Raw genomic sequence first — 22,578 nt, 5'->3', positions numbered from 1 at the left:
GGAACGTCATGACAGCAAAAGTGTGGATCGTCGATGACGACAGTTCTATCCGCTGGGTGCTGGAACGCACCCTCGGCAGCGAAGGCTTCGAGTGCGAGAGCTTCGCCGACGGCGAGGCCCTACTGAGCTCGCTCGAGATGCGATCGCCGGATGTGATCCTCTCCGATATTCGCATGCCCGGCATAGACGGCCTCAGCCTGCTGGAGCAGATCCACCGCCGCCAGGCCGATCTGCCCATCATCATAATGACGGCCCACTCGGACCTGGACAGCGCGGTCAACGCTTACCAGCGCGGCGCCTTCGAGTACCTGCCCAAGCCGTTCGACATCGACGAGGCGGTCACCCTGGTGCGCCGCGCCGAGAATCACCTGAAAGAGCAGCGCACCAAGCGCAAGTCTCGTCAGCAAGAAGCCACCGCCACCCCCGAGATCATCGGCGAGGCGCCGGCGATGCAGGAGGTGTTCCGCGCCATAGGCCGACTGTCACGCTCCAGCATCTCTGTGCTGATCAACGGCCAGAGCGGCACCGGCAAGGAGCTGGTCGCCCACGCGCTGCACAAGCACAGCCCGCGCGCCCACAAGAACTTCATCGCCCTCAACATGGCGGCCATCCCGAAAGATCTCATCGAATCCGAGCTGTTCGGCCATGAGAAAGGCGCCTTCACCGGCGCCAACAACATACGTCACGGCCGCTTCGAACAGGCCGACGGTGGCACCCTGTTTCTCGACGAAATAGGCGACATGCCGCTGGATGTGCAGACCCGCTTGCTGCGGGTGCTGGCCGATGGCCAGTTCTACCGGGTCGGTGGCCATCAACCGGTGCAGGTGGACGTGCGGATCATCGCTGCCACCCACCAGAATCTGGAGAGGCGGGTCGCCGACGGCGAATTCCGGGAAGATCTGTTCCACCGCCTCAACGTCATCCGCATCCACATTCCGGCCCTTAAGGAGCGCCGTGAAGACATACCCCAGCTGGCCCAGCACTTTCTGTTGCGCGCCGCCAAGGAGCTGAACGTGGAGGCCAAGAGCCTGCACCCGGACACCCAGGCCTATATCAGCCGCCTGCCCTGGCCGGGCAACGTGCGCCAGCTGGAGAACGTCTGCCGCTGGCTGACCGTGATGGCCTCTGGCCAGGAGGTGCTGGTCGGGGATCTGCCCGCCGAGCTGCTGACCCCCATCACCAGCGCGGCCGAGCCGGGCCAGCCGGCCCTGACCGGTGGCTGGCAGCAGCAGTTGCAGGATTGGGTCGCCAGCAAGCTGGCGCTGGGGGAGACCGACATCCTGGCCGATGCCCTGCCCCAGTTCGAGCGGATCATGCTGGAGACCGCACTGGATCACACCCATGGCCACAAACAAGAGGCCGCCCGCCTGCTCGGCTGGGGTCGCAACACCCTGACTCGCAAGCTGAAGGAACTCGACCTCTCCTGAGTCCTCGGGAAAAACGATTCCCATCACGCCTTCGCAAATCACTGACCAATAAGACCCCGTTTGATTTCAAACGGGGTATCTTTTTTGAGAGCCCTGCCTAGAATGGCAGGCTTTCAAACCCGACTCGAAGAAGGCGTCACCATGATTGACAGATCTCTCCCCCTGACCGACCTGCACCGCCATCTGGACGGCAACATTCGTCCGCAGACCATCCTCGAGCTGGGACGTCAGCACAATATCCAGCTGCCCGCCGATGAACTGGAGGCGCTGCGCCCCCACGTGCAGATCGTCGAGAATGAGCCGAGTCTGGTCGCCTTCCTGAAGAAACTGGACTGGGGCGTGGCCGTGCTGGCCGATTACGACGCCTGCCGCCGGGTCGCCTACGAAAACGTGGAAGATCTGCTGCGCGCCGGCATCGACTACGCCGAATTGCGCTTCAGCCCGGCCTACATGGCCATGGCCCACAAGCTGCACCCGCAAGGCGTGGTGGAGGCCATCATAGACGGTGTGGCTGCCGGCTGCCGCGACTTTGGCATCAAGACCAACCTTATCGGCATCATGAGCCGCACCTTCGGCACCGGGCAGTGCCGCATCGAACTGGAGGCCTGTCTGGCCCACCGCGACAAGCTGGTTGCCGTCGATCTGGCTGGCGACGAGCTGGGCTTCCCGGGCGAGCTGTTCACCGAGCACTTTCGCAAGGTGCGCGATGCGGGCATGCGCGTGACAGTGCACGCCGGCGAAGCCGCCGGCCCCGAGAGCATGTGGCAAGCCATCCGCGATCTGGGCGCCGAGCGTATCGGCCACGGCGTCAAGGCGATCCAGGATCCCCGTCTGATGGCCTATCTGGCGGAGCACCGCATCGGCATCGAATCCTGCCTCACCTCCAACCTGCAGACCACAACGGTGGCGAGCCTGACCGAGCACCCGATCCGCCAGTTCCTGGCTGCCGGCGTGCTGGCCTGCCTCAACACGGACGATCCTGCGGTCGAAGGCATAGACCTGCCCCACGAATATGAGGTGGCCGCCCCGGCCGCCGGCATGACGGCGATCGAGATCCGCACCGCCCAGCAAAACGGCCTGACCCTGGCCTTCCTGAGCGATGGCGAGAAAGCCGAGCTGAGCGCCCGCGCCGCCAGCCGCTGAGCCTTGAACCGCTTGCTTACCCAATAAAAAAACCGCCGAGAGGCGGTTTTTTTATCTTCAGCGCCGGGCTGCCGGTTCAGATCACCCGGGAGAACTGCTGCTGGCGCGCCTTGTTGCGAAGATAGACATCGAAACACATGCAGATGTTGCGAATGAGCAGCTGGCCGGTGGAGACCACCTCCAGTCCCTCTTCGGTCATGCGTACCAGACCGTCGTCGACAAAGGTCTGCAACAGCTTGAGATCGTCGGCGAAGTACTCACTGAAGACCAGGCCATGAGCCTGTTCGACGGCGGCGAAGTTCAGGCTGAAGTCACAGATAAGGCGCTTGATCACCTCGCGGCGGATCAGGTCGTCCTGGTTGAGGGAGCACCCCTTCCACTGGGCATGGCCGAGCGTTTCCACCTGGGCGTAATAGGCCTTGAGCTCTTTCTGGTTCTGGGAATAGGCGTCGCCGATCATGCTGATGGAGGAGACCCCCAGCCCCAGCAGATCACAATCCCCCTGGGTGGTGTAGCCCTGGAAGTTGCGGTGCAGCTTGCCCTCGCGCTGGGCCACCGCCAGCTCGTCATCGGGCTTGGCGAAGTGATCCATGCCGATGAACTGGTAACCCTGACCGGTGAGGAAGGCGATGGTGTCCTGCAGCATGGCCAGCTTCTCCCGAGGGGCCGGCATGTCTTCCTCTTTCAGCTTGTGCTGGGCGGCGAAACGGCTCGGCAGATGGGCATAGTTGAAGATGGAAAGGCGGGCCGGATCCGTCTTGAGTACCTCTTCCAGGGTATGGTGGAAGCTGTCGCGATTCTGGTGCGGCAGGCCGTAGATGAGATCCAGGTTGGTGGAGCGAAAGCCCAGTTCGCGAGCACGCTCCAGCATGGCGCGGATAAAGTCGTTGTCCTGCTCACGATTGACCGCGACCTGCACTGCCTTGTTGAAGTCCTGCACGCCGAGGCTGATGCGGTTGAACCCCACTTCACGCAGCACATCCAGCATGGTGAGCTCGATCTCCCGCGGATCCACTTCGATGCTGATCTCGCCTTCGTCCGCGAACTGGAAGTGCTCCCGCAGCATTGCCATCAGACGGCGGGTCTGGGCTTCGTCAAGATAGGTTGGCGTGCCGCCGCCCCAGTGCAGCTGGGTCACCAGCCGGTGTTTGAACAGGGGGGCCTGGGCCTTGATCTCCTGCTCGAGATAGTCGAGGTACTGATCGGCCTTGTGCTGATGACGGGTGATCACCTTGTTGCAGCCGCAGTAGTAGCAGAGCTTGTGACAAAAAGGGATGTGCACGTAGAGAGACAGGTTGCGCGCCGGATACTGGCCTGCGGCGTGCACGAAGTCCGGATAGCCGAAGCGCTCGTTGAACTCCAGCGCAGTGGGATAGGAGGTGTAGCGCGGGCCGCTGTAGTTATATTTTTCGATCAGGGCCTGATCCCACACAATCTGTTCTGCTTGCACGCTTGCTTCCTCTTTTTTGTTATCGGCTCACCGGCTTAACTGAAAATCCTTCAGTTGGGCCACATCCTTGAGGATCTGCGCCTCCAGCTCGGCCTCATAGCCACTGCGTTCGAGATCCATCTTCATTACTTCATTGCGCTTGAGGGCCCGTCTCGCCTCATGAGTCGGCATCTCTTTCACCTTCTCATAGAGACTGTACAAACCCGGAAATTCACTGGCAAAGGCCCGACCGCCCTGGATCTGCAAGGCATCCAGCAAATTGGTCAGCCGGATGGCGCCTTCGGAGTAATCGCACTGACCGTCCCGCACCGCATGGGCAATCACCCGCACGCTGTCGAGGATACGCTCATTGCGGGCCGCAACGGCCTGCATCTGCATATCACGCTGGCGCTTGAGACGGGCCAGCAGGGTACCGGCATACCAGGCCAGCCCCAGCAAAATCAGGCCGCCCAACAGGGCGGCCAGCATCCATCCACTCATCACTTTTTCTTCGGCTCAGGCTTGGGCTCTGGCTGATAGTCAACCTGGGTGAAGCGATCCCACAGCTCCTCTTCGGAGGCGGGCTGGCTCGGCTCGTCATAGCCGGCATCGTCGAAGGAGCCATCGTCGTCTTCGTCATCATCGTTGTCTATGATGCCAAGCTCATCCATCAGCTCCTGATAGCGATCGACACGCTGGTCAACCCAGATCTGCTCGGCCGCTTCCAGGGTCTCGCCGGCATCGAGGCGATCCAGCAGATCGTTCAGGCGATCATCATTCTCGATGGCCGCCAGCTCCTGCTCGGGCGTCATTACCAGCTTCTTCTCTTTCACCGGCTTGGGCGCAACCGGCTTGCCGCTCTTCTCTTCCACGATCAGCGCGATGGGCTTGCGGGAACCGATACGCGGATCCTTGGCCTGCTTGCCATTCTTGTTGCTGGACTGTTCTGCCTGCTGGCGGGAGCCCGCCTTCAAGCCCTTACGCTTGGCGGCGCGTTTGCGCTCACGGCCTTCCAGGGCACTGGCATCTGATTCTTTGCGCTTACCGGTAGGCTTGCGGTTGGGTTGTTTAGCCGACATGAATGACTGACTCCGACAAATAACTGGATTGAAGCCGCACCCGGGATGAGACCATCCGGGGAGGATACTGACACGGGGGACAGTGGATCAGAAACAAGAGCGGGATCCTGCACCAACCCGACCATTTCTGGCCTCTGAACACCGCAGGATCGGTATCCTCTGGGCATGTTGCTGGTATTTTGACACAGAATGGCTAATCGGGTTAATGACCCAAAAGAAAAAAGGCAGCCGAAGCTGCCTCGATATGTTTATGCGAGTCCCATCCCTGGCTGCAAATCACCCTGTCCCTGGTGATACCTCTGCGCATCATATCTTTGTATATGGTCGTCCTGACCTTAATGGTCGTTCCTGAATGTGCGTGTGCTTGCTTGACCCATGGAGACGGCCTCCGGCCATCACTCTGGGGTGGTTGCATCCCGCAGCCCCGCTCTTCCTGAGCAGTCACCATCCTGGTATTTCAATCCCTTGCCTGTCACTTGCGTGGTCCTGTGGCATCCCGCCGCATCGACATCCTGTCTTCACAACATCCCGGTCGTGAATCGCCTCGTGGGCTACTCCATGCATCCACTGTATCAACTTAATAAAACGACTCAATCCACCAAGAACGTTTTCAAACGGATATAAATTGCTTATTGTCATTTAACATATTGAAATTAATGAATTACTAAAAATTTTTTGAAAAATGTTTAAGCCCTGGCCAGGCCAATGAATGGGGGATCTCTTACAACAATACGAGAAAAAATTGGCTAAATGGAGTTAAAGGCCAAAAAGAAACGAGGAGCCGGTGGCTCCTCGTTAATATCAATGGGGTACATCATAATGCGTTTTCAGTGCAAACCGGCCACGTATTTGGACAAGGCTTCTATATCCTGATCGGTCAGCTTCTTGGCAACGTCCCGCATCATGCTGTTCGGGTCGTTCTCACGGGCCGCCGCACGAAACGCGGTGAGCTGGGCCTTGATATAAGCAGGATGCTGGCCGGACAGGCTCGGATATTTGGCCTGCTCGACACCCGAGCCCCGCGGACCGTGACAAGCGGTACAAGCAGCCAGACCACGGCTCATGTCACCACCCATATAGAGCGCTTTACCCGCTGCTACAGCGTCATCAGGCACCGCAATCGGTGTTACCTTCTGGCTGGAGAAGTAGGCAGCAAGGTCTTCCATGTCCTGGTCGGACAGGGGAAGCGCCATAGGCCCCATGATGGGCGCAACTCGACCAATTTGGCCAGAAGCTGCAGCCTTCAGTTCAACTAATTGCTTTTTGATATATGATGCGTGCTGACCAGCAATCTTGGGATACATATCGACAAGGCTGTTTCCGTCCGGTCCATGACAAGCCGCACACACGGCAGCCTTGGATTGTCCCGCAGCGGCATCGCCCTTGGCTTGTGCCATCCCCGTTACGCCAACCATCAGAGCAAGAGTAATGACTAGGTTCTTCATGGCGTTCCAACTTCTCGTTATTAGGCTTCCAGATCCCATGCCGCTGAAGGCATGTTAAAATAAACGCGTTTAAGCGACGCCATTTTACACGATTTCACAAAAAAGTAACTCTATAACCCTCTATCTCTATGGGGAATTTACGTTGGATACACAAACTCTGAATTTCAATAAGGTGCATTTTGTGACCAGCGCACCCGACATCCGTCACCTGCCAAATGATGGGGGTGTCGAGATTGCGTTTGCCGGTCGTTCCAATGCCGGTAAGTCATCTGCATTGAACACCTTAACCAAGCACAAGAACCTGGCTCGCACCAGTAAAACACCGGGCCGCACCCAGCTGATCAACCTGTTTGAACTGGAACCGGGCAAGCGTCTGGTCGATCTGCCGGGCTATGGTTATGCACAAGTACCGCTGGAAATGAAGCTCAAGTGGCAAAAGTCACTGGCAGAATACCTGCAGCGTCGTGAGTCATTGAAAGGCCTGGTGATCCTGATGGACATCCGTCACCCGCTCAAAGATACCGACATGAACATGCTGGAGTGGAGCTCCCACCGTGAACTGCCGGTCATGCTGCTGCTGACCAAGGCGGACAAGCTGAGCCCGGGTCCGCGCAACAATCAGGTCATCAAGGTTCGTCAGGCCATTGCCGACCTGGGCCCGCAGATCCAGGTAGAAGCCTTCTCCTCCCTCAACAATATCGGGGTGGAAAAACTGGCCCAGACTCTGTCTGGCTGGTACCTGGCTGGGGCGGACGAGATCGCCGAAGGTGATGAGCAAGAGCAGATCGAGGAATAATGCATTCCTCCATCATACTGCTATCCCCTCCTTGCAATTGGCGGAGTTGACCCTCCGCTGATTGAAAGACTTTCAGTTTGATGACGTCCCGCCAACCCTCGATCCCCGCCTATACTCCTCCTCAAGAAAATTTGATAAAAGCCTTTTTTAACAATGGGATGAAAAGTTAATTACCATTATTAATTAACTTTTCATCCCCATGGCAACGTTTTCAGATTTCTGCCGTCGAATTGAAGGCACATCACTCAATAAGTACGAAAATGAAATTTTATTACATGAAGGCGGCAGGAAGGGACAAAAATGAGGCCGGTACCACTGGTGCAGTATCGGCCTGAAACAATCAGTTCAAAAATTGGGAAGAAGCTAAATCTTGAGAACAAAGACAACTGGTTTTCCTCAAGAAGCCCCTTCATTCTAACAAATATCTGGCCACATTAAAGCATTTACTCTAAACACAGCGCATAAAAAAACACCCCGACGAATGCTCATCGGGGCTGCTATTCAGCCACATTCAATTACGTGAAATAAAAGGTCTGAAAGATAGAACATCTTACCTCTGTACCCTACGTTGCTAACTGTATAGCAAAGCAGCAGAAAGTGAAAGTAATTTATGTAATTTAGTTTCATGAAAAATGAATTACAAAAAACACTTTGTTTTTCATATAGATAAAAAAATCCCCAGTACGAATACCGGGGAGTTATAAAGGTGACTAGCTAGCACTTCCTCAACTATCTAGTTAGTCAGCGGCATTCCACACAAGTTCCGCTGCTTTGAGAAAAAACTAAAAAAACTTAGAGATAGATGGCGCCATCTTCTGCAAACTCTTGTTCTTCAATGAGTTTCTCTGCCATATCTTCGATGTCGAAGCGCACACTCTCGAAGGCGCGCAGTATGTCCTCCTCCCTGACGAGGGAAAGACCAGTCATCTTTTCCAGACGCCGGCGACTGATGTAACAATCGACCAGAGCCCCTCTCTGCTGGGCCGGGAAATGGATCCGCTGTTCGTGCGCTTGCCAGTCCGCCAGCTCGGGAAACAGAATGCCTTGGTTCATAGGGTCCCCAGATTTCGTTTCAGTTCTCTCAATACCTGTTTAGTCCCTGGCCGGATTCCGCGCCACACGGTAAAGGCCTCCGCCGCCTGCTCGACCAGCATGCCCAGCCCATCCATGATCTGGCGGGCCCCCTGCTGTCTGGCCCAGCCGATGAAGGGAGTATCCGAGGCACCATACATCATGTCGTAGATGGCAATATCGGCGTGGATCAGCGCAGGGGCGAGGGGTGGCAGCTCTCCTTGCAGGCTGGCGGAAGTGGAATTGATGATGAGATCGAACACCCCCTCCAGCAGCTCATAACGCTGGGCCGTGACAACCCCCAGATCGTGAAACTCAGCCGCCAGTTGCTCCGCCTTGGCGTGGGTACGGTTGGCAATCACCAGTTCGGCCGGATGTTCGGCCAGCAAGGGCGCCAGGGCACCACGGGCGGCCCCCCCTGCGCCCAGCAGCAGGATCCGGCCGCCCGTCAGGGTCACGCCGTGGGCCTTGAGATCCGCCACCAGACCGGCACCATCGGTATTGTCCCCCAGCAGTACACCATCGTCGGTCAGCTTGATGGTATTGACCGCCCCAGCCAGCCTGGCCCTCGGGCTCAACCTGTCGACCAGCGCGAAGGCCTGCTCCTTGAAAGGGACAGTGACATTGCACCCCTTGCCCCCTTGTGCGAAGAAGGCGCGCAGGGTCGTGGCAAACTCATCGATGGCGGGTTCGGCCAGACCATATTCCAGCTCTTGCTGGGTCTGCCTGGCAAACAGGGTGTGGATAAAGGGGGATTTGCTGTGGCGCACTGGGTGGCCAAAAACCAGATAACGATCCATCAAGGAGTTCCATCAGAGGGCAATATTCCGATTTAACGGGTTTTCTCGCGCGGGAACAAGCCGAATATCGGCCAGTAAAAAGGGGCCATGATGGCCCCTCTGGTCACAGCCACTCTCGTGGCGTGAGGTAGTCAGTGTAGAGCAAGGCCTCCGGACTGCCCGCTTCCGGCTGCCAGTCATACTCCCAGCGGGCCAGTGGTGGCATGGACATCAGGATCGACTCGGTACGTCCGCCGGTCTGCAGGCCGAACAGGGTGCCCCTGTCGTAGACCAGATTGAACTCCACATAACGACCACGGCGATAGAGCTGGAACTCCCGCTCCCGCTCGCCATAGGGCTGGGCCTTGCGCCGCTCGACAATCGGCAGGTAGGCATCGAGATAGCCCTTGCCGACCGCCTGCATGAAGGCAAAACAATCCGCAAACGGCCAGCGATTCAGGTCATCGAAGAAGAGGCCGCCCACACCGCGCGTCTCGTTGCGATGCTTGAGGAAGAAGTAGCGATCGCACCAGGACTTGAACTCGGGATAGACCTGCTCGCCAAAGGGTTGGCAGAGGTCGTGCGATACCCGGTGCCAGTGCTGCACATCCTCGGCAAACGGATAAAACGGGGTCAGGTCGAAACCGCCGCCAAACCACCAGATGGGCTCTTCGCCCTCTTTCTCGGCGATGAAGAAACGGACGTTGGCGTGGCTGGTCGGCACATGGGGGTTGTGCGGGTGGATCACCAGCGACACCCCCATGGCCTCGAACTTGCGACCTGCCAGCTCGGGCCTGTGGGCCGTCGCCGAGGCAGGCATGGCATCGCCATAGACGTGGGAGAAGTTGACGCCTCCCTGTTCGATCACGGCGCCATGGCGCAACACTCGGGTACGACCACCGCCGCCACCCTCGCGGCACCAGGCATCTTCCACAAAGTGCCCGGCACCATCGGCCTGCTCCAGGCCACGGCAGATCTCGTCCTGCAACTGCAACAGGAAGGCCTTGACCTGGGCCACGTCCGGTTTGCTCATCTTGTCTCCAGTCAGGCAGGATCTTGAACGCCCTGTCCACTTTATTGTGATGTCACACCCAGGGCTCAAGGCCCATGTGCATTGCGGTAAAAAAGGGTCAGCCCGCCCCACTCAGGAGGGGCGAATGATGGCGCCGGTTCTGGCGTCCTTGATCTCGGAAGGATTGGCCTGGCCCCCGACCTCGCCGGGCAGGACATAGGCCAGCTGGCTGGCCAGCGCCTCACCGATCTCGGCTAGCCGACGGGCAGGCTCCTCGCCGGTCAGGTTGGCACTGGTGGAGACCAGTGGCTTGCCGAAGGCGCGGCACAGGGCCTGCACCTGAGGATGGGCCGTCACCCGCACAGCCAGGGTGTCGAACTGACCGGTCAGCCAGGTCGGCGTCGCGGCTCGAGCGGGCATGATCCAGGTGAAGGGGCCGGGCCAGCTGGCCTCGACCAGGGCCAGCTGCTCGGCGCTGAGCTGGCTCACATCGATATATTCCTGCAGTTGCGCCAGATCGGCGGCGATCAGGATCAAGCCTTTCTCCACCGGACGCTGCTTGATGGCCAGCAGACGCTGCACCGCCAATTCTGAGTCGGGATCACAACCCAGACCAAACACGGCCTCGGTGGCATAAGCGATCACCCCTTCACTGTGGAGGGCGGCAACCGCTTGTTCAAATTCGTTGGGCATAGAAAAAATGCGGCAGCCAGGCTGCCGCCTCATCACTTATTTGGATTGAACCTGTTAGAGCGACAACCGCCGGTACACATCCGCGCGTCCTGTTATAAAGCGCGAACATGTCCGGCTGGTTGCCGCTTTATCACTTACTTGAGCAGTTGAGCCTGCAGGGCGGCATCCTTGGCCATCACCTCTTCGGCATTCTTCTGGCGTTCGGCACGTACCTTGGCCGCCAGCTCATCATTTCCGACCGCCAGCATCTGAGCCGCCAGATAGCCTGCGTTCTTGGCGCCGGCCTTGCCGATCGCCACGGTTGCTACTGGCACCCCGCCCGGCATCTGCACGGTAGAGAGCAGCGCATCCAGTCCCTTGAGCGGGCCGCCATCGATGGGCACCCCGATCACGGGACGGGTGGTGATGCCGGCAACGGCACCGGCCAGGTGAGCCGCCAAACCGGCAGCACAGATAAAGACCTTGCAGCCACGGGCCTCGGCATCGGTCACATACTGATGAGTCGCAGCCGGGGTACGGTGCGCAGAGGTAACCTTGACCTCCACTGTGATATCAAACGACTTGAGGACTTCAAGGGTAGATTGCATCACGGGAAAATCAGAATCAGAGCCCATCAATACGGCAACAAAGGGTTTATTCATGGTGGGAATTTCCTTACTCCAAGTGGGGGGTTGAAGTTCGCCGAAAACGTTTCAATTTGGTTACGGCGGCGGGATTATACCTGCTCACTTTGATGGCCGCATTTCTTTTGCGGGCAGATCCACCTCAGATTTCCCCTCACTTTCTTCTCTACCATGATGCCCCAGCCACATTCGGGACAAGGCATGGGGATCGGCTTGTCGTTAACCACATATTTACAATGGGGATACCCATCGCAGGAGTAAAACTGCTTGCCATAGCGGGAGGTGCGACTCACCAGATGACCCTTGCCACACTCGGGACAGAGGATCTGGGTATCGTCGCTTTCCTGCAGGGATTCGATGTGCTGGCAGGCCGGATACTGGGTGCAACCCACAAACAGACCGTAACGCCCCTTCTTGATCGCCAGCGGCTGGCCGCAATCCGGGCAGGCCGAACCTTCGAGCACTTTCTCGATGTCGCGGCCGGATGGCGTCAGAGAACGGATATAGTCACAGGTGGGATAGGCGGAGCAGCCCAGAAAGGGGCCATGCTTGCCCTGTCGGATCACCAGCTCGGCACCACACTCCGGGCACGGCTCTCGCTCGAACGCCTGTTCGTGGGCAGAAAAGAGATGATGATCGATTTTTGACATGGGCCGCGCCTTGAAATCCAGATGGCCTGAATTCTACCAGCGCGGCACCGGACTGTCAGTGAATGACGCCGTCTGACTCATCAAACACCAGCTCTTCCATCTGCTGGTAGGCATTTTCACTGCCCGGTACGTTGAACAGCACCATCATGACGACCCACTTCAAATCGTCCAGCTCGATATCCGGCTTGTCCAGCTCGAGCAGACGCTCGATGCATATCTCGCGGGTTTCGGCATTCAGTACCTGAGCCTGTTCCAGGAACAACAGGAAGCCACGGCATTCGGTGCTGAGGCGAGCCAGCTCTTGCGGGGCATAGATACGCATCGAGCCTTGCGCGCTGGCGGTGACGTACACCTCCCGCTCGCTATCGTGCAGGTTGGCCAGTCGCTCCAGCCAGTCGAGCGCCTTCTCGATCTCGTCTTTATCGAAACCGGCCCGGCTCAGCTCGTCGGTGAGTTCATCCTGCTCGACCATTACATCTGCATCGCTGTGGATGTAGGTCTCGAAAAGGTACATCAATACATCAAACATGATTCGCCCTCCTCGCTCTGACGTATCCACCGGCTACCGCCATCACTGCACCGGAAAGCTCCAGCTCTACCAACCTGCCCAATGCCACTTCGACAGGAAGCTGGGCCCGTTCGGCGACGGTATCCACGCTCGTGGTCTCATAATCTACGTTATCCAACAAATCGGCATAAGGCAATTCGCTATTATGCCGTTGCTCAGGCAATCCAGCCGATTTCCGTACCAGGCTGACCAATCCGGGAAGCTCTTCCACTATATCGGCCGCGCTCAATACAAGTTTGGCCCCCTGCTGGATTAATTTGTTGCAGCCCAGCGCCTGCACATTCTGCGGCGCACCGGGAACGGCAAATACCTCACGCCCCTGCTCCAGCGCGTAGCGGGCCGTGATGAGTGAGCCACTCTGTTCGGCCGCCTCCACCACCAGGGTTCCGAGCGCCAGGCCGCTGATGATGCGATTGCGACGAGGGAAATGTTCGGCGAGCGGCCCCTTGTCCGGCGCCAGCTCGGAGATGAGCACACCCGCGTTCTCCAGGATCTGGCCAGCCAGCCCCTGATGACGCTTGGGGTAGAGGCAGTCGAGGCCGGAGCCCAGCACGGCGAGCGTGATACCACCAGTCGCCAGGGTCTGCTGATGACAGACACCATCGATACCGAGCGCGAGTCCCGAGGTGATCGCCAGACCATACGCCACCAGTTCCGCACACAGGCGCGCGGCATTGTCCTTGCCGGCATAGGTGGGGTGGCGCGTACCGACCATCGCCAGCTGTGGAACAGACAAGGCGGCAAGATTGCCACGACAGTAGAGCAGCAAGGGGGCGGCGGGGATCTCTTTCAACAGGTCAGGATAGGCGGGATCATCGGGGCAGAGCAGGCGATTGCCAGGCTCGGTGGCCCAGCTCAGCCCCTGCTCAACCGAAGGCAGTGGCCATCTTAGCTGCCGTATCTGGGCCGAGTGCAGACCAAGCGCCCGCAAACGACCATCATCACTCTCAAACAGGGCGGCGATATCGCCACCGAAGTGGGCAAGCAGACGGGCGGCGGTGACTGGGCCGATACCGGTGACGGCATCCAGCGTCAGCCACAACGAGACCCGCCCGAGTGGAGGTGGCACGTTAGAAGTTACTGACCTGATAGCCGGAGCTGACCATGTCCTGGCTCTGCATGATGAGGCCGTAGCTCAGCTTGTCGTACACCTTGAACAACATCACCCTGGCCACCGCCTCCGAGGGCAAGGGGGGCTTGCCGGCCGAGTAGAAGGCCTTGTTGTAGACAGAAGAGTACTCCTTGTACGATACCTTGCCGTTCTTACTCACCAGCTTGGCACCGGGGCGCCGGATCTCCAGCACATCGCCGGGGGCAAGCTGATCCCGCAGCCCCCGGTTGATTAGCACGACATCAAACTTGCCACCGCCACGGGCCTTGCTCGGCAGATCGACTATGTAGCCCGGTGAAATCACGGGCGCTGCCTTCGGGGTGAACACGGCGGAGAGCGTTTCCTGCGGCGGGAAAGGCATCACCTTGTCCCCCTGATACACCTCTCGCTGATTGTGACTGAGGGTGACCCGGGTGCGATCATCCGGCAGCCGCTCCTCGGCTCTGGCCGTGCCGACAAAGACCGCCTCCTGCCCCAGCAGCTCGCCGGTTTGTTTGTCCTTGTAAACCATGCCCGGATGATAGATGCCGTAGTCCTGACCTGGCGTCAGCGATCCCTGCACATAGAGGGTGTCGCCCTCCAGCATGCCGATGTGGGCCTCGTTGTTGCCGAGCACATAGGGCAGCTTCTTCGCTTGCTGGTTGTCGGCCAGAATGTGGTCGGTTTGCAGGAAGGGGCCTATTTCGCTGAGCGGCAGCGTCGGGACCGGATTGGCCTTGTTCTCGTAGCGGCTCTTGGGCGAGAGATGGACTACCGGCTTGCCCCCCTGTGTCGCCTTGCCGAGCCGAGGCTCGCCGTTGACCCAGCTCAGATGCAGCACGTCACCGGGGTAGATCCAGTGCGGATTGGCAATCTGGGGATTGATGTTCCACAGCCGGGGCCAGAGCCAGGGCTCTGCCAGATACTGGCCCGAAATATCCCAGAGGGTGTCGCCTTTTTGCACGACATAACGCTCGGGATAACCCGCTTTCAATTTCAACTGATCGGCCAAGGCACCCTGGCTCAAAGTGGCCAGCAGGCAGGCGAGGATGGTTTGCTTCAGATACATAACACTCCCTGTTACTTCTGCACGCAAAGTGTTGCTGTTTTTTGTCGGCGTAAATGACTAGAATTACGCCAATATTGACTGCATTTATACGAAACTAAAGAAAAAACTATGGCCATTCTAGATGTATTGCGTTTTCCCGATGAACGTCTGCGCACTGTCGCAGCCCCTGTCGAGACCTTTACACCCGAGTTACAACACATTGTAGATGATATGTTCGAAACCATGTACGCGGAGGAAGGCATAGGCCTTGCCGCCACTCAGGTCGACATTCATCAGCGCATCATAGTGATCGATGTCTCTGAAAACCGTGAAGATCCTCTGGTATTGATCAACCCCGAGATCCTCGAGCAATCCGGCAGCACCGGCATCGAAGAGGGTTGCCTCTCAGTGCCCGAGCACCGCGCTCTGGTGCCACGCGCCGAGTGGGTCAAGGTGCGCGCGCTGGATCGCAACGGCAAGCCATTCGAGCTGGAAACAGACGATCTGCTCGCCATCTGCATACAGCATGAGATGGATCATCTGGTCGGCAAGCTGTTTGTGGACTACTTGTCCCCGCTCAAGCGCCAGCGCATTCGCCAGAAGCTGGAAAAGATGGCCCGTGAAGACCGCAAAATCCTCTGAGGATCTGCCCCATTGAACAAGCTGAAACTGATTTTTGCCGGTACTCCCGACTTCGCCGCCCGTCACCTGGCGGCGTTGTTGTCTTCCGACCACGAGGTCGTTGCCGTTTACACCCAGCCAGACAAACCGGCCGGCCGTGGCCAGAAGCTCACCGCCAGCCCGGTCAAGGAGCTGGCCCTTGCCCATGATCTGCCGGTCTACCAACCCGCCTCCCTGCGCAAGGAAGAGGCGCAGGCAGAACTGGCTACCCTTGGCGCCGATCTCATGGTGGTGGTTGCCTACGGCCTGATCCTGCCCAAGGTGGTGCTCGATACACCGCGCCTCGGCTGCATCAACGTCCATGGCTCCCTGCTGCCGCGCTGGCGCGGTGCCGCCCCGATCCAGCGCTCCATCTGGGCGGGTGATAGCGAAACCGGCGTCACCATAATGCAGATGGACGTGGGGCTGGATACCGGCGCCATGATCCGCAAGGTGAGCTGCCCTATCGCCGCCGATGAGACCTCGGCCAGCCTGTATGACAAGCTGGCCGAGCTGGGCCCGCAGGCACTGGTCGACACCCTCGATGCCATGGCCGCCGGTGAAACCGCTGCCGAGGCGCAAGATGATGCGCTGGCCAACTACGCCGAGAAGCTCTCCAAGGAAGAGGCCCGCATCGACTGGGCCATGGAGGCCGTCGCCATCGAACGCTGCATACGCTCGTTCAACCCCTGGCCCATCAGCTGGTTTGAAGTGGCTGACCAGACCATCAAGGTATGGCAAGCCGCCGTCATCGACAGCGACCATGGCCAGAACGCCGGCACCCTGCTCAAGGCCGACAAGCAGGGGATCGACATCGCCACCGGCAAGGGCGTGCTGCGCCTGCTCACTCTGCAACCGCCCGGCAAGAAAGCCATGTCCGTCTCGGATCTGCTCAACTCTCGCCGCGACTGGTTTGAACCCGGCACGCAATTGAATTGAACCAAGCGGGGCCCAGGCCCCGACTTGCGCATCTAAGGTAACATTATGAAAACACGTGCACAGGCCGCTCTCGTTATTCAACAGGTGCTGGATCAGGGTCAATCCCTCTCCGCTGTTCTGCCTGCTGCCCAGGAGAAGGTTGCGCCCCGCGATCGCGCCCTCCTGCAAGAACTCTGCTACGGCACCCTGCGCTGGCTGCCCCGCCTCGATGCGGCGGTCAACGAGATGATGGACAAGCCGCTCAAGAACAAGAGCCGCATCTTCCACTATCTGATCCTGGTCGGTCTCTATCAGCTCATCTACACCCGCATTCCGGCCCACGCCGCCGTGGCCGAGACAGTCAACGCCGTCAAGCTGCTCAAGGGCACCTCCTTGCGCGGCCTCATCAATGGTGTGCTGCGCAACTTCCAGCGCAGCGCCGAAGTCATCTTGCTGCGCATCGACCGCGTTCCCAGCATTCGCCTCGGTCATCCTGAGTGGCTCACCAAACGCCTGCGCCAGGCCTATCCCGAAGATTGGGAATTCATCATGGAGGCCAACAACCAGCGCCCGCCCATGTGGATCCGCAACAACAGCCAGCGCCAGAGCCGCGAGCAGATGCTGGCCCGCATGGCCGAAGTAGGCATCAATGCGGTGGCCGGTGAGGAAGGGGAAGATTGCATCCTGCTGGAACGCCCTTGCGACGTGACCAAGCTGCCCGGCTTCGAGGCAGGCGACTGCTCGGTACAAGACGGTGCTGCCCAGCAAGCAACCCGACTGTTAGACCCGCAACCGGGCGAATGGGTGCTCGATGCCTGCGCCGCCCCCGGTGGCAAGACGGCTCACCTGCTTGAGCGTCAGCCCAAGCTGGCCGGCGTGGTGGCCGTCGATGCCGACGAACATCGCCTCAAGCGAGTGCAGGAGAACCTGGATCGCATCGGCCTCAAGGCCGAGGTGATCCACGGTGATGCCAGCACCCCGGAACTCTGGTGGCCCAAGGGTCAGTTCGATCGCATCCTGCTGGATGCCCCCTGCTCCGCCACCGGCGTCATCCGCCGCCACCCCGACATCAAGTGGCTGCGCCGGGATCAGGACATCCGCGAGCTGGCAGAGCTGCAGCGCCGTATTCTGATCGCTCTCTGGTCGAAACTGAAAAGCGGCGGTACTCTGCTCTACGCCACCTGCTCAGTGCTGCCGGAAGAGAACCGCGAACAGATCCGCGCCTTCCTGGCTGCCACCCCGGATGCCACCCTGGTGCCGCTGCACGAACAGGACACGCCGGCGTGTCCGGGCCGCCAGTTCCTGCCGGGCGAAGCCGAGATGGATGGCTTCTACTATGCCAAGCTGATCAAGCGGTAAGCAGAGCAATGGCCATGAAGATGACGGGTGCCGCTTGACGGCACCCATGATTGCGCAACATCGAGCAAGCTTTCCCTATGAGAATCATCATGTTGACGACTGACCCTGACCAGATTGCCATCCGTTGCAACGCATCCTCGTTCCCTGAGGGGTCCCTATGAAGATCATCATTCTGGGCGCTGGCCAGGTCGGTGGCACCCTGGCCGAAAACCTGGCCGGCGAGAACAACGACATCACCATAGTCGATACCGACAGCGACCGGCTGCGGGAGCTGCAGGACAAGTTCGACCTGCGGGTGGTGAACGGCCACGGCGCCCACCCCAAGGTGCTGCGCGAAGCGGGCGCCCAGGATGCGGACATGCTGGTCGCGGTCACCAACAGCGACGAGACCAACATGATCGCCTGCCAGGTGGCCTACTCCCTGTTCAACACCCCGAACAAGGTGGCGCGCATTCGCTCCCCCGCCTATCTGGTGGAGCGGGATCGCCTGTTCCTGCCGGAATCCGTGCCTGTGGATCACCTGATCGCCCCCGAACAGCTGGTGACCGACTATGTGCGTCGCCTCATCGAGTATCCGGGTGCGCTGCAGGTGGTGGACTTTGCCGGTGGCAAGGTGGGTCTGGTGGCGGTCAAGGCCTACTACGGTGGCCCCCTGGTGGGCAATGCGCTCTCCACCCTGCGGGATCACATGCCCAACATAGAGACCCGGGTCGCCGCCATCTTCCGTCAGGGGCGCTCCATCCGCCCGCAAGGCACCACCATCATAGAGGCGGATGACGAGGTGTTCTTCGTGGCGGCGGCGGGCCATATCCGGGCCGTGATGTCGGAGCTGCAGCGCCTCGAGAGCCCCTACCGACGCATCATGATCGTCGGCGGCGGCAACATAGGCGCCGGCCTCGCCCGCCAGCTGGAGAAGCGCTACAGCGTCAAGCTTATCGAGCGCAACCAGAAGCGGGCGGAGCAGCTCTCCGAGGTGCTGGAGAACACCATCGTCTTCTGCGGCGACGCGGCGGATCAGGAGCTGCTGGCGGAGGAGCACATAGACCAGATTGACGTCTTCATCGCCGTGACCAACGAGGACGAGGCCAACATAATGTCGGCCCTGCTCGCCAAGAAGATGGGCGCCAAGAAGACAATGGTGCTGATCCAGCGCAGCGCCTACGTGGATCTGGTGCAGGGCGGCTCCATCGACATCGCCATCTCGCCCCAGCAGGCCACCATTTCGGCCCTGCTGACCCACGTGCGCCGGGCTGACATCGCCAACGTCTACAGCCTGCGCCGTGGTGCGGCCGAGGCCATCGAGGCCATAGCCCACGGTGACGAGAACACCTCCAAGGTGGTCGGCAAAACGGTCGGCGAGCTCAAGCTGCCGCCCGGCACCACAATCGGCGCCATAGTGCGCGGTGATGAGGTGCTGATTGCCCACGATCGCACCCGGATCCAGCAGGATGACCACGTGGTGATGTTCCTGGTGGACAAGAAGTACATACCGGAAGTGGAACGGCTGTTCCAGCCAAGTCCTTTCTTCCTGTAATCTGCCCATGCACCCAGGCAGCGCAAACCAGACCCGGCACAGCCCCTACCAGGGATTGTCCGGGTCTTTTGTCAATCAACGACCAGGTTATCTTGCATGATCAAGCTGCGTCCCATCATCTTCACCCTAGGGCTGGTGCTCTCCAAGCTGGCCCTGTTCATGTGGCTGCCCACCCTGCTGGCCCTGCTCACCGGCTCCGAGGGGTTCGTCGAGTTCTTGAAATCCGTGCTGATCACCCACGGCGCGGCCCTGCTCTGTCTCCATTACGGCCGCAAGGCGGTGTTCCACCTCGGCGTGCGGGAGATGTTCCTGCTCACTACCTCGGTCTGGGTGGTGGCCTGCATCTTCGGCGCCCTGCCCTTCTTCTTCATCAACCACATCGACTTCACCGATGCCTACTTCGAGACCATGTCAGGGGTCACCACCACCGGCTCCACAGTGCTGTCGGGGCTCGACGGCATGGCCCACAGCATCCTGCTGTGGCGCTCCATACTGCAGTGGCTGGGGGGTGTGGGTTTCATCGTGATGGCGGTGGCCGTGCTGCCCTACCTCAACGTGGGCGGCATGAAGCTGTTCCAGACCGAGAGCTCGGATTGGTCGGACAAGAGCGCGCCGCGCGCCAAGACGGTGGCCAACAACATAGTGGTGGTCTATCTGGTGCTCTCCATGCTCTGCTTCCTCGCCTACTGGGTGAGCGGCATGACGCTGTTCGAGGCGGTCAACCACTCGATGACCACCCTCAGCACCGGCGGCTACTCCACCTCGGATCAATCCATGTCCCACTTCTCCAACTCGGCGCACTGGATCGGCACCCTCTTCATGTTCCTCGGCGGCCTGCCCTTCCTGCTCTATGTGCAAGCCCTCTCCCGCCGTGACAACAGCCTGCTCAAGGATGCCCAGGTGCAGGGCTTCTTCTGGCTGGTGATCTGGGTCACCGTCGTCGTCACCTTCTATCTGTGGATAAGGGACATCTACGGCTTCATGGATGCCTTGCGCATCAGCAGCTTCAACATAGTCTCAGTGCTCACCACCACAGGCTTCGGCCTCGGCGATTTCGGCACCTGGGGGCCGCTCACCAGCATCATCTTCATCATCTTGCTGGCACTGGGCGCCTGTTCCGGCTCCACCGCCGGCGGGCTCAAGATCTTCCGGGTACAGGTGGCATTCACCCTGTTCAAGAAACAGATGCGCCAGCTGATGCACCCCTCCGCCGTCTTCCCGCAGAAGTACAACGGTCGTCCGGTCAACGACGCCATCATCCGCTCCATGATCTCGTTCGTGCTGGCCTACTTCGCCGTCATACTGCTGATCGCCGCCCTGCTCGCCGCCATCGGGCTGGATCCCCTGACCGCCATCTCGGGCTCCATCACCGCCGTGGCCAACGTGGGTCCCGGCATGGGCCCCGTCATAGGACCCAGTACCAACTTCGCCACCCTGCCGGACTCGGCCAAGTGGATACTGTCCTTCGGCATGCTGCTGGGGCGGCTCGAGATCCTGACAGTGGCCGTGCTCTTTTTCCCCTCCTTCTGGAAGCAGTGATCAAGTTGCACTCCGGAGTCCGCCGACAAACGAAAACAAGAAGGGCAGCCAATGGCTGCCCTTCTTCCTCTCATGCCGTGCATGACCATCCACCTCACTCGGCGGACTCTTCCCGCTCCAGCGCGCGGTTGACCAGCGGCTCGGGCAACGTCTTGGTCACCTCGACCCCCAGCTCGCGGAAGCGCTCGGCCTGGGCGATCAGGTTGCCACGGCCGTTGACCAGCCTCCCCATCGCCTTGTCGTAGCTCTCCTGCGCCTTGTGCAGGCTGCCCCCCATCTGCTGCATCTCCTCCACGAACAACCGCAGCTTCTCGTAGAGGCGACCGGCCCGCTCGGCGATCTGGCGGGCATTCTGGTTCTGCCGCTCATAGCGCCACAGGTTCTCTATGGTGCGCAGCGCCACCATCAGGTTGGTGGGGCTCACCAGCAGTATGTTGTTGTCGAGGCCGTAGCGCACCAGGGAGGGATCGGCCTCCACCGCGGTCAGGAAGGCGGGTTCCACCGCCACGAACATCAGCACATAGTCCAGGGTGCGCACCCCAGGCAACTGCTGGTAATCCTTGCGACCCAGCTCGCGGATGTGGTTGCGCACCGAGGCGACGTGCTCCTTGAGCGCCACCGCCTTGCCCAGCTCGTCGTCCGAGTTGTACCAGCGTTCGTAGGCGGTCAGCGACACCTTGGCGTCTATGATGATGTCTTTTTCCTGGGGCAGGTGGACTATGACGTCGGGCTGGTAGCGCTTGCCCCTGTCCACCTCGATATTGACCTGGGTATGGTACTCGTGGCCCTCGCGCAGGCCGCATTCGCTGAGGATCCGCGCCAGCACCACCTCACCCCAGTTGCCCTGCTGCTTGCTGTCCCCCTTGAGGGCGCGGGTCAGGGCCGCCGCCTCTTCGGTCATGCGGGCATTGAGCTCGGCCAGACGCTCCAGCTCGAACTTGAGGCTGTGGCGCTGGGCCGTCTCCTGGGCATGGGTCTCTCCCACCTGACGACGAAAGCCCTCGAGCTGCTCTTTGAGCGGAGTCAGCAGCAGATCCAGGCTGTTCTGGTTCAGTTCGCGGAAGTTGCCGGAATTTTGTTCGAAGATACGGTTGGCGAGGTTTTCAAACTGCTGGCTGAGACGCTGCTCCGCCTCCTGCTGCAGTTGCAGCTTCTCGGCGGCGGCCAGCCGCTCGCTGCGCAGGGTGGCTTCGGCATCCTTGAGGCGGGCAGTGAGCTTGATCAGCAGAGTCTGCTGCTGATCCAGCTTCTGCTGGCCCTGCATCCGCTCGTCCTGCAACTCGTCGAAGCGATCCTGCAGCGCCTGATGGCGCTCTTGTGCCAGCATCAGCTCCTGAGCCTGCGCCGTGGCGGCCCGACGCCCGAACAGCCAGCCAAGCCCGAGAGCCAGCACGGCGGCAGGCAACAAGCTCCCCCAGAGCCCTGGCTCGATCATTTGCGGCTCCGCTGACGCAGGAAGAGCTCGAGGTAGCGGTTGAGCAACAGCCAGATCACCACATAGAGGAGGTAGGCGGCCAACACCACCCACTTGTGACTGTTAACCCCGGTATCGAGCTCGGCGAACTCTATATCCTTGATGCGGCAGTAGCCCCACATCAGCAGGGGGAAGATATACAACAGCGACGCACGCCACAGAAATAACCACATGAGTTCATTCAATCCCGCAAAAAGACTCGCCTAGCTTACACAAGGGCAACCCGGCTTGCGATCCTGGC

The 22,578-nt window shown here is 59.8% G+C and carries 23 protein-coding genes; 8 read left to right on the top strand and 15 right to left on the bottom strand.

The genetic code is table 11. The features are described 5' to 3' along the window. Positions 1-8: 8 nt before the first annotated feature. Both glnG and add read left to right on the top strand, forming a co-directional pair. Positions 9-1,427, top strand: coding sequence for a nitrogen regulation protein NR(I) (glnG, locus tag AACQ95_RS02465; protein ID WP_043136458.1), 1,419 nt, complete (start codon positions 9-11; stop codon positions 1,425-1,427). A gap of 141 nt (positions 1,428-1,568) precedes the next feature. Beyond that, positions 1,569-2,570, top strand: a complete 1,002-nt coding sequence (gene add, locus AACQ95_RS02460) for an adenosine deaminase (RefSeq protein WP_241280497.1) — start codon at positions 1,569-1,571, stop codon at positions 2,568-2,570. 76 nt (positions 2,571-2,646) lie between these two features. Here add and hemN read toward each other — a convergent pair whose 3' ends face one another. From hemN to AACQ95_RS02440, 4 genes are all read right to left on the bottom strand, one after another. Next, positions 2,647-4,020 carry an oxygen-independent coproporphyrinogen III oxidase gene (hemN, locus tag AACQ95_RS02455; RefSeq protein WP_043136463.1) on the bottom strand — a complete coding sequence of 458 codons (1,374 nt, stop codon included), beginning with the start codon at positions 4,018-4,020 and terminating at the stop codon, positions 2,647-2,649. Positions 4,021-4,047: 27 nt separating this feature from the next. Then, the gene (locus tag AACQ95_RS02450) at positions 4,048-4,488 is read right to left on the bottom strand and encodes a DUF2489 domain-containing protein (RefSeq protein ID WP_043136466.1); all 441 of its coding nucleotides are present in this window, start codon (positions 4,486-4,488) and stop codon (positions 4,048-4,050) included. 11 nt (positions 4,489-4,499) lie between these two features. Then, entirely contained in the window at positions 4,500-5,078 is a 579-nt protein-coding gene (gene yihI, locus AACQ95_RS02445) for a Der GTPase-activating protein YihI (protein WP_098981034.1), read from the bottom strand. A gap of 827 nt (positions 5,079-5,905) precedes the next feature. Further along, a complete protein-coding gene (locus AACQ95_RS02440; RefSeq protein WP_043136470.1) occupies positions 5,906-6,523 on the bottom strand; it encodes a c-type cytochrome in 618 nt (205 codons plus the stop codon). Between the two features lie 142 nt (positions 6,524-6,665). Here AACQ95_RS02440 and yihA point away from each other — a divergent pair, with 142 nt between their 5' ends. Continuing rightward, entirely contained in the window at positions 6,666-7,319 is a 654-nt protein-coding gene (gene yihA, locus AACQ95_RS02435) for a ribosome biogenesis GTP-binding protein YihA/YsxC (protein WP_042033919.1), read from the top strand. A 792-nt stretch (positions 7,320-8,111) separates the two neighbouring features. Here the strand turns inward: yihA and AACQ95_RS02430 are convergent. From AACQ95_RS02430 to AACQ95_RS02390, 9 genes are all read right to left on the bottom strand, one after another. Further along, positions 8,112-8,372, bottom strand: a complete 261-nt coding sequence (locus AACQ95_RS02430) for a DUF1488 family protein (protein WP_098981036.1) — start codon at positions 8,370-8,372, stop codon at positions 8,112-8,114. Beyond that, positions 8,369-9,190 carry a shikimate dehydrogenase gene (gene aroE, locus AACQ95_RS02425; RefSeq protein ID WP_241280496.1) on the bottom strand — a complete coding sequence of 274 codons (822 nt, stop codon included), beginning with the start codon at positions 9,188-9,190 and terminating at the stop codon, positions 8,369-8,371. Before aroE ends, AACQ95_RS02430 begins: the two co-directional genes overlap by 4 nt. A gap of 103 nt (positions 9,191-9,293) precedes the next feature. Further along, a complete protein-coding gene (gene hemF, locus AACQ95_RS02420; protein WP_241280495.1) occupies positions 9,294-10,202 on the bottom strand; it encodes an oxygen-dependent coproporphyrinogen oxidase in 909 nt (302 codons plus the stop codon). 111 nt (positions 10,203-10,313) lie between these two features. Next, positions 10,314-10,874, bottom strand: coding sequence for an L-threonylcarbamoyladenylate synthase (locus tag AACQ95_RS02415; protein WP_241280494.1), 561 nt, complete (start codon positions 10,872-10,874; stop codon positions 10,314-10,316). A 134-nt stretch (positions 10,875-11,008) separates the two neighbouring features. Then, the gene (purE, locus tag AACQ95_RS02410) at positions 11,009-11,515 is read right to left on the bottom strand and encodes a 5-(carboxyamino)imidazole ribonucleotide mutase (protein WP_043136483.1); all 507 of its coding nucleotides are present in this window, start codon (positions 11,513-11,515) and stop codon (positions 11,009-11,011) included. 74 nt (positions 11,516-11,589) lie between these two features. Continuing rightward, entirely contained in the window at positions 11,590-12,147 is a 558-nt protein-coding gene (locus AACQ95_RS02405) for a DNA topoisomerase family protein (RefSeq protein ID WP_241280493.1), read from the bottom strand. A gap of 55 nt (positions 12,148-12,202) precedes the next feature. Beyond that, on the bottom strand, positions 12,203-12,676 hold the full coding sequence (locus AACQ95_RS02400) for a DUF494 family protein (protein WP_043136489.1): 474 nt from the start codon (positions 12,674-12,676) through the stop codon (positions 12,203-12,205). Continuing rightward, positions 12,669-13,784, bottom strand: a complete 1,116-nt coding sequence (dprA, locus tag AACQ95_RS02395; protein WP_241280492.1) for a DNA-processing protein DprA — start codon at positions 13,782-13,784, stop codon at positions 12,669-12,671. The genes AACQ95_RS02400 and dprA overlap by 8 nt, the downstream gene beginning before the upstream one ends. A 1-nt stretch (position 13,785) precedes the next feature. Further along, positions 13,786-14,874, bottom strand: a complete 1,089-nt coding sequence (locus tag AACQ95_RS02390) for a LysM peptidoglycan-binding domain-containing protein (RefSeq protein WP_043554584.1) — start codon at positions 14,872-14,874, stop codon at positions 13,786-13,788. A 108-nt stretch (positions 14,875-14,982) separates the two neighbouring features. Between AACQ95_RS02390 and def the strand changes: the two genes are divergently transcribed. From def to AACQ95_RS02365, 5 genes are all read left to right on the top strand, one after another. After that, a complete protein-coding gene (def, locus tag AACQ95_RS02385) occupies positions 14,983-15,495 on the top strand; it encodes a peptide deformylase (protein WP_042866891.1) in 513 nt (170 codons plus the stop codon). A gap of 12 nt (positions 15,496-15,507) precedes the next feature. After that, complete coding sequence (gene fmt, locus AACQ95_RS02380) at positions 15,508-16,452, top strand: methionyl-tRNA formyltransferase (protein WP_241280491.1); 945 nt, start codon at positions 15,508-15,510, stop codon at positions 16,450-16,452. Positions 16,453-16,497: 45 nt separating this feature from the next. Continuing rightward, complete coding sequence (rsmB, locus tag AACQ95_RS02375; RefSeq protein WP_241280490.1) at positions 16,498-17,790, top strand: 16S rRNA (cytosine(967)-C(5))-methyltransferase RsmB; 1,293 nt, start codon at positions 16,498-16,500, stop codon at positions 17,788-17,790. Between the two features lie 157 nt (positions 17,791-17,947). Continuing rightward, on the top strand, positions 17,948-19,324 hold the full coding sequence (trkA, locus tag AACQ95_RS02370) for a Trk system potassium transporter TrkA (protein WP_043136504.1): 1,377 nt from the start codon (positions 17,948-17,950) through the stop codon (positions 19,322-19,324). Positions 19,325-19,420: 96 nt separating this feature from the next. Beyond that, positions 19,421-20,863: a TrkH family potassium uptake protein gene (locus AACQ95_RS02365; RefSeq protein ID WP_241280489.1), complete on the top strand. Its 1,443-nt coding sequence runs from the start codon at positions 19,421-19,423 to the stop codon at positions 20,861-20,863. A 94-nt stretch (positions 20,864-20,957) separates the two neighbouring features. On the opposite strand, the gene rmuC is transcribed toward AACQ95_RS02365, so the two are convergent. Together rmuC and AACQ95_RS02355 are read right to left on the bottom strand one after the other, a co-directional pair. Further along, on the bottom strand, positions 20,958-22,298 hold the full coding sequence (rmuC, locus tag AACQ95_RS02360; RefSeq protein WP_241280488.1) for a DNA recombination protein RmuC: 1,341 nt from the start codon (positions 22,296-22,298) through the stop codon (positions 20,958-20,960). Beyond that, entirely contained in the window at positions 22,295-22,510 is a 216-nt protein-coding gene (locus tag AACQ95_RS02355) for a hypothetical protein (RefSeq protein ID WP_043136509.1), read from the bottom strand. The genes rmuC and AACQ95_RS02355 overlap by 4 nt, the downstream gene beginning before the upstream one ends. Positions 22,511-22,578: the final 68 nt, after the last annotated feature.

It is taken from the genome of Aeromonas sp. MR19, from assembly GCF_963899305.1.
GTDB lineage: Bacteria > Pseudomonadota > Gammaproteobacteria > Enterobacterales > Aeromonadaceae > Aeromonas > Aeromonas bestiarum.
This window is presented reverse-complemented; position numbering and strand designations above follow the sequence as displayed.